2 protein-coding genes are annotated in these 5741 nt (G+C 70.3%); both read right to left on the bottom strand.

Annotated elements, in window-relative coordinates; all coding sequences use genetic code 11:
* A partial coding sequence (gene putA, locus DPV74_RS38515; RefSeq protein ID WP_119339088.1) for a trifunctional transcriptional regulator/proline dehydrogenase/L-glutamate gamma-semialdehyde dehydrogenase occupies positions 1 to 3465 on the bottom strand: 3465 nt, incomplete at its 3' end.
* A 434-nt stretch (positions 3466 to 3899) separates the two neighbouring features.
* Positions 3900 to 5741: primosomal protein N' (locus tag DPV74_RS38510; RefSeq protein WP_119339086.1), on the bottom strand; the 1842-nt coding region annotated here is incomplete at its 5' end.

The following is a 5741-nucleotide window of genomic DNA, read 5'->3' as shown; positions in this document are numbered from 1 at the left end:
CACCTGCGCCAGGTAGCCGTCGCAACGCGCGGCCAGTGCCGGCTCGCGCTGCTCGATCAGCCAGTCGCGCAGCGTCGTGAGCGCTGCCGCCGGGTTGCCGCGCGCATCGCCTTCGACCGCGCCGTCCGCGATCAGCGTCTGCGCGAGCGAACGCGGCAGGCCCGACGGACGCGTCGCGAGCAGGCGCTGCAGGTACAGCGCGCCGCCGGCCTTCGGGCCCGTGCCCGACAGCCCTTCGCCGCCGAACGGCTGCACGCCGACCACCGCGCCGATCACGTTGCGGTTCACGTAGATGTTGCCGACGTGCGCATTCGAGATCACGTGCGCGATCGTCTCGTCGATCCGCGTGTGGATGCCGAGCGTCAGGCCGTAGCCGGTCGCGCGGATCTGCTCCAGCAGCTTGTCGAGCTGGCTGCGGCGGTAGCGCACCACGTGCAGCACGGGGCCGAACACTTCGCGCTTCAGCTCGTCGATGCTGCCGATCTCGATCAGCGTCGGCGGCACGAACGTGCCGTGCGCGCAGGCTTCCGGCGCCGGCAGCTGCGTGACCGCGTGACCCTTCTCCTTCATCGCCGCGACGTGCGTATCGATCGTCTGCTTCGCTTCACCGTCGATCACCGGGCCGACGTCCGTCGACAGCCGGTCGGGGTTGCCGAGCGCCAGCTCGTGCATCGCGCCCTTCAGCATCGTCAGCGTGCGGTCCGCGACATCGTCCTGCAGACACAGAACGCGCAGCGCCGAACAACGTTGACCGGCCGAGTCGAACGACGACTGCATCACGTCCGCGACCACCTGTTCCGCGAGCGCCGACGAATCGACGATCATCGCGTTCTGGCCGCCCGTTTCCGCGATCAGCGGGATCGGCTTGCCGTCCGGGTCGAGGCGCGCCGACAGCGTCTTGTTGATCAGGCGCGCGACTTCGGTCGAACCGGTGAACATCACCGCACGCGTGCGCGGATCGGCGACCAGCGCCGCACCGACGGTCTCGCCGTCGCCCGGCAGCAGCTGCACCGCGCCGGCCGGCACGCCGGCCTCGCGCAGCAGGCGCACGGCCTGGGCGGCGATCAGCGGCGTCTGTTCGGCCGGCTTCGCGAGCACCGTGTTGCCGGCCGCGAGCGCGGCGGCCACCTGGCCCATGAAGATCGCGAGCGGGAAGTTCCACGGGCTGATGCAGACCACGGGACCGAGCGGGCGGTGCGTGTCGTTCGAGAATTCGTCGCGGATCTGCGCGGCGTAGTAGCGCAGGAAGTCGACCGCTTCGCGGATCTCGGCGATCGCGTTCGGCAGCGACTTGCCGGCTTCGCGCACGATCAGGCCCATCAGCGTATGCATCTGCGCTTCGAGCAGGTCGGCCGCGCGCACCAGGCAATCGGCGCGTGCGTCGACCGGCGTCGCCTGCCAGATCGGCGCGGCGGCCACTGCGTGCGCGAGTGCCGCGCTCACGTGTTCGGCCGTCGCTTCGCTGACGGTGCCGACCGTGTCGCGCTGGTCGGCCGGGTTGCGCACGTCGCGGGCCGGCGCGTCGGCGAGCGTGTCGTCGGCGAGCATCGGCGCCGCGCGCCACGGGAAGTGCGCGCTCGCGAGCAGCGCGGACGACAGCGACGCGAGGCGGTGTTCGTTCGACAGGTCGAGGCCCATCGAGTTGGGACGCTCGTCGCCGTACAGGTTGCGCGGCAGCGGGATCTTAGCGTGCGGCGCGCCGAGCGGCACGACCTTCGACGCTTCGTCGACCGGATCGGCGACCAGTTCCTTCACCGACACGGTCTTGTCCGCGATGCGGTTCACGAACGACGTGTTCGCGCCGTTTTCCAGCAGGCGGCGCACCAGGTACGCGAGCAGCGTCTCGTGCGTGCCGACCGGCGCGTACACCCGGCACGGCCGGTTCAGCTTGTCGCGGCCGGTGACTTCCTCGTACAGCGGCTCGCCCATCCCGTGCAGGCACTGGAATTCGTACTGGCCCGGGTAGTAGTTCTGGCCCGCGAGCTGGTAGATCGCGGCGAGCGTGTACGCGTTGTGCGTTGCGAACTGCGGATAGACGGCGTCGGGGGCGGCGAGCAGCTTCTTCGCGCACGCGAGGTACGACACGTCCGTGTAGATCTTGCGCGTATAGACCGGATAGCCTTCGAGGCCGTCGACCTGCGCACGCTTGATCTCGGTATCCCAGTACGCGCCCTTGACCAGACGGATCATCAGGCGGTGACGGCTGCGGCGCGCGAGATCGATCAGGTAGTCGATCACGAACGGGCAGCGCTTCTGGTAGCCCTGCACCACGAAGCCGATGCCGTTCCAGCCCGCGAGATCCGGATCGAAGCACAGCGCCTCGAGCAGGTCGAGCGACAGTTCGAGGCGGTCGGCTTCTTCCGCGTCGATGTTCAGGCCGATGTCGTAGCGGCGGGCGAGCAGCGCGAGCGCGCGCACGCGCGGCAGCAGCTCGCTCATCGTGCGGTCCTGCTGCGAACGCGAGTAGCGTGCGTGCAGCGCCGACAGCTTGATCGAGATGCCCGGGCCTTCGTAAATGCCGCGGCCGCCGGCCGCCTTGCCGATCGCGTGGATCGCCTGTTCGTACGACGCGTAGTAGCGCTGCGCGTCCTCTTCGGTCGTCGCCGCTTCGCCGAGCATGTCGTACGAGTAGCGGAAGCCGCGCGCTTCGTACTTGCGGCTGTTGGCCAGCGCTTCGGAAATCGTTTCGCCGGTGACGAACTGCTCGCCCATCAGGCGCATCGCCATGTCGACGCCCTTGCGGATCAGCGGCTCGCCGCCGCGGCCGATCAGGCGCGTGAGCGCCGACGACAGCCCCGCTTCGCTGTTGGTCGTCACGAGCTTGCCGGTGATCATCAGCCCCCAGGTCGCCGCGTTCACGAACAGCGACGGCGCGTGGCCGACGTGCGAGCGCCAGTCGCCCTTGCTGATCTTGTCGCGGATCAGCGCATCGCGCGTCGCGCGATCGGGAATGCGCAGCAGCGCCTCGGCGAGGCACATCAGCGCGACGCCTTCCTGGCTCGACAGCGAGAATTCGTGGATCAGCCCTTCGACGCCGCCGCCCGAGCTCTTCTCGCGCAGCGCCTCGACGAGCTTCGTCGCGAGCGCCTGCACGTCCGCCTGCAGGTTCGCGGGCAGGCGCGCCTGGCCGAGCAGGAACGGCACGCATTCCGGCTCGGGGCGGCGGTACGCGGCCGTGATCGCCGCGCGCAGCACCGATTGCGGCTGCACGTTCTGCGCGAATTCGAGGAACGGGTGCGGCGAGTTGTCGTCGTCGCCGTCCGCGGCCTGGCCGTCGGCGAGCTCCGTGACGCCGCTGTGGCCCGACAGCTCGGGCGGCAACTGGCCGTGCTCGATCCGCTCAAGATACGCGAAGATCGCCTGCTTGATCAGCCAGTGGGGAGTGCGCTCGAGACGCGCGGCTGCGTCCTTGAGGCGCGAGCGGAGAAGGTCGTCGACCTTGACGCCGAGAGTCGTGCTTGCCATGGTGGGTTCGTGCGCCGGTGCGAGCCCGGCAATGTGGTGTGAGAGGATGCGCGAAATCCTACGGCACGCAATAAAAAGGTGCAACCAAATTGCGAGATGGGTTGCACCCTTGGGTTAGTCAATATAATCAGCCACTTATGCGGTTGCAACCTAGGAGTTGCCCGTGGTCGGGGGATCGGTGTTTTCCCTGAGCAGGCCGGTTTGGCGTGCGTGCGCAACCTTCCCCCGCGCGTGGAGGTGGACGAAAACGGGTTGCACTGGGGTGGCGGCGGATGGGGTGGCCGGGGGTGGCCGTGCCGCAAAAGACGGTTCGGGGCTGCCCGACGGCCCGGGCGTCGACGCAGCGGCACGTGGTGTGCGGTGTGCGGTGTGCGGTGTGCGGTGTGCGGTGTGCGGCGCTCGGCGCTCGGCACGACGGCCGCATGGCGCGCCGCTCAGATATCCAGCGGATCGACCTCGACGCTCCACCGCAGTACACCCTTCAGCGCGCGCAACTCCGGCTGCCATGCGCGCAGCGCATGCTGCAGCGCCGCCCGCGACGCGCTTTCGAGCAGCAACTGCGCGCGGTGGACGTTCGCGACCTTGACGATCGTCATCGGCACCGCGTCGTAGACGGTCACGCGATCGGCGCCCGGCAGCCCCGGCAACGCGGCCGCGGCTTGCAGCAGGAACGCGAGCGCCGCGTCGAGCGTGCGCCCCTCGGCGCGCAGCAGCGCCTGGTAGACGAACGGCGGCAGGTGCGCGTCGCGGCGCTCGCCGAGCGTCGAATTCGCGAAGCCGACGTAGTCCTGCCGCCCGAGCGCGTGATACAGCGCGTGACGCGGGTAGCGCGTCTGCACGAGCACCTCGCCCGGCAGCCCCGCGCGCCCCGCGCGGCCGCTCACCTGCATCAGTTGCGCGAACAGCCGTTCGCTCGCGCGGAAGTCATGCGAGAACAGCGCCGTGTCGGCATTGAGCACACCGACGAGCGACACGCGCTGGAAGTCGTGCCCCTTCGCGATCATCTGCGTGCCGACGAGGATATCGACCTCGCCCGCGTGCACGTCGGAAAAGAGCGCCTGCGCACTGCCCTTGCGGCGCGTGCTGTCCGCGTCGATCCGCAGCACGCGCGCACCCGGCACGGCCTCGGCGAGCGCCTCCTCGATGCGTTGCGTGCCGCGCCCGAGCGGAGCGATGTCGACGTTCCCGCACTCGGGGCACGATCGCGGAATGCGGGCTTCCCAGCCGCAGTGATGGCAGCGCAGCGCATGCTCGGGCTTGTGCAGCACGACGTACGCGCTGCAGCGCGGGCAGCCGGCGACCCAGCCGCATGCGTCGCACGCGAGCTGCGGCGCGTAGCCGCGCCGGTTCAGGAACACGAGGCTCTGCTCGCCGCGTTCGAGCCGCGCCTTCAGCGCCGCGACGAGCGGCCCCGACAGCCCGCCCATCGACGCGCGGCCGCGCCGCCGCTCCTCTTCGAGATCGATCAGCCGCACGGTCGGCAGCGTCGCGTCGGCCACCGCGCGGCGCGACAGCGTGAGCCGCGTATAGCGGCCCTGCTCCGCCTGCCACCAGCTTTCGAGCGACGGCGTGGCCGAGCCGAGCACGACCGTGATGCCGAGCTGCTTCGCGCGCCACACGGCGAGATCGCGTGCCGAATAGCGCAGCCCTTCCTGCTGCTTGTACGCGGGCTCGTGCTCCTCGTCGACGACGATCAGCGCAAGCGCCGGCATCGACGCGAGCACCGCGAGGCGTGTGCCCAGCACGATCCGCGCTCGCCCCGTATGCGCGGCGAGCCAGTTGCGCGCCCGCTCGCCCTCGGCGAGCCCGCTGTGCAGCGTGACGATCGCGTCGTCGGCGAGCGCACCCGCGAAGCGCGCGCGAAACGCGGCCTCGAACTGCGGCGTCAGGTTGATTTCGGGGACGAGCACGAGCGCCTGCGCGTCCGGCCGGGCGTCGAGCAGCGACGCGAGCGCATGCAGATAGACCTCGGTCTTGCCGCTGCCCGTCACGCCGTGCAGCAGGAACGGCGCAAAGCCCTGCGCGGCGCGGATCGCGTCGAGCGCCTCGGCCTGCTGGTCCGTGAGCGCCGGCGGCACAGTTCGTCCACCGGCTGCCAACAGGTTATCCACAGCTTTGGGCACAGGCGCATCGGCCCAGCCGATCTCCTCGACGTCGACCCAGCCGCGCGCCGCCCAGTCGTCGAGCGTCGCGGCCGCCTTCGGGTGCAGCGCGCGCGCATCGGGCAGCGCGAGCGAGCCGGTGTCGACCAGCGCCTGCGCAAGCCGCCGCAGCGC

Source organism: Burkholderia sp. HAN2018 (genome assembly GCF_024704855.1).
Classification (GTDB): Bacteria; Pseudomonadota; Gammaproteobacteria; order Burkholderiales; family Burkholderiaceae; genus Burkholderia; species Burkholderia cepacia.
Note: the sequence above shows the minus strand (reverse complement) of the source record. Positions and strands in the feature narration are given on the sequence as shown.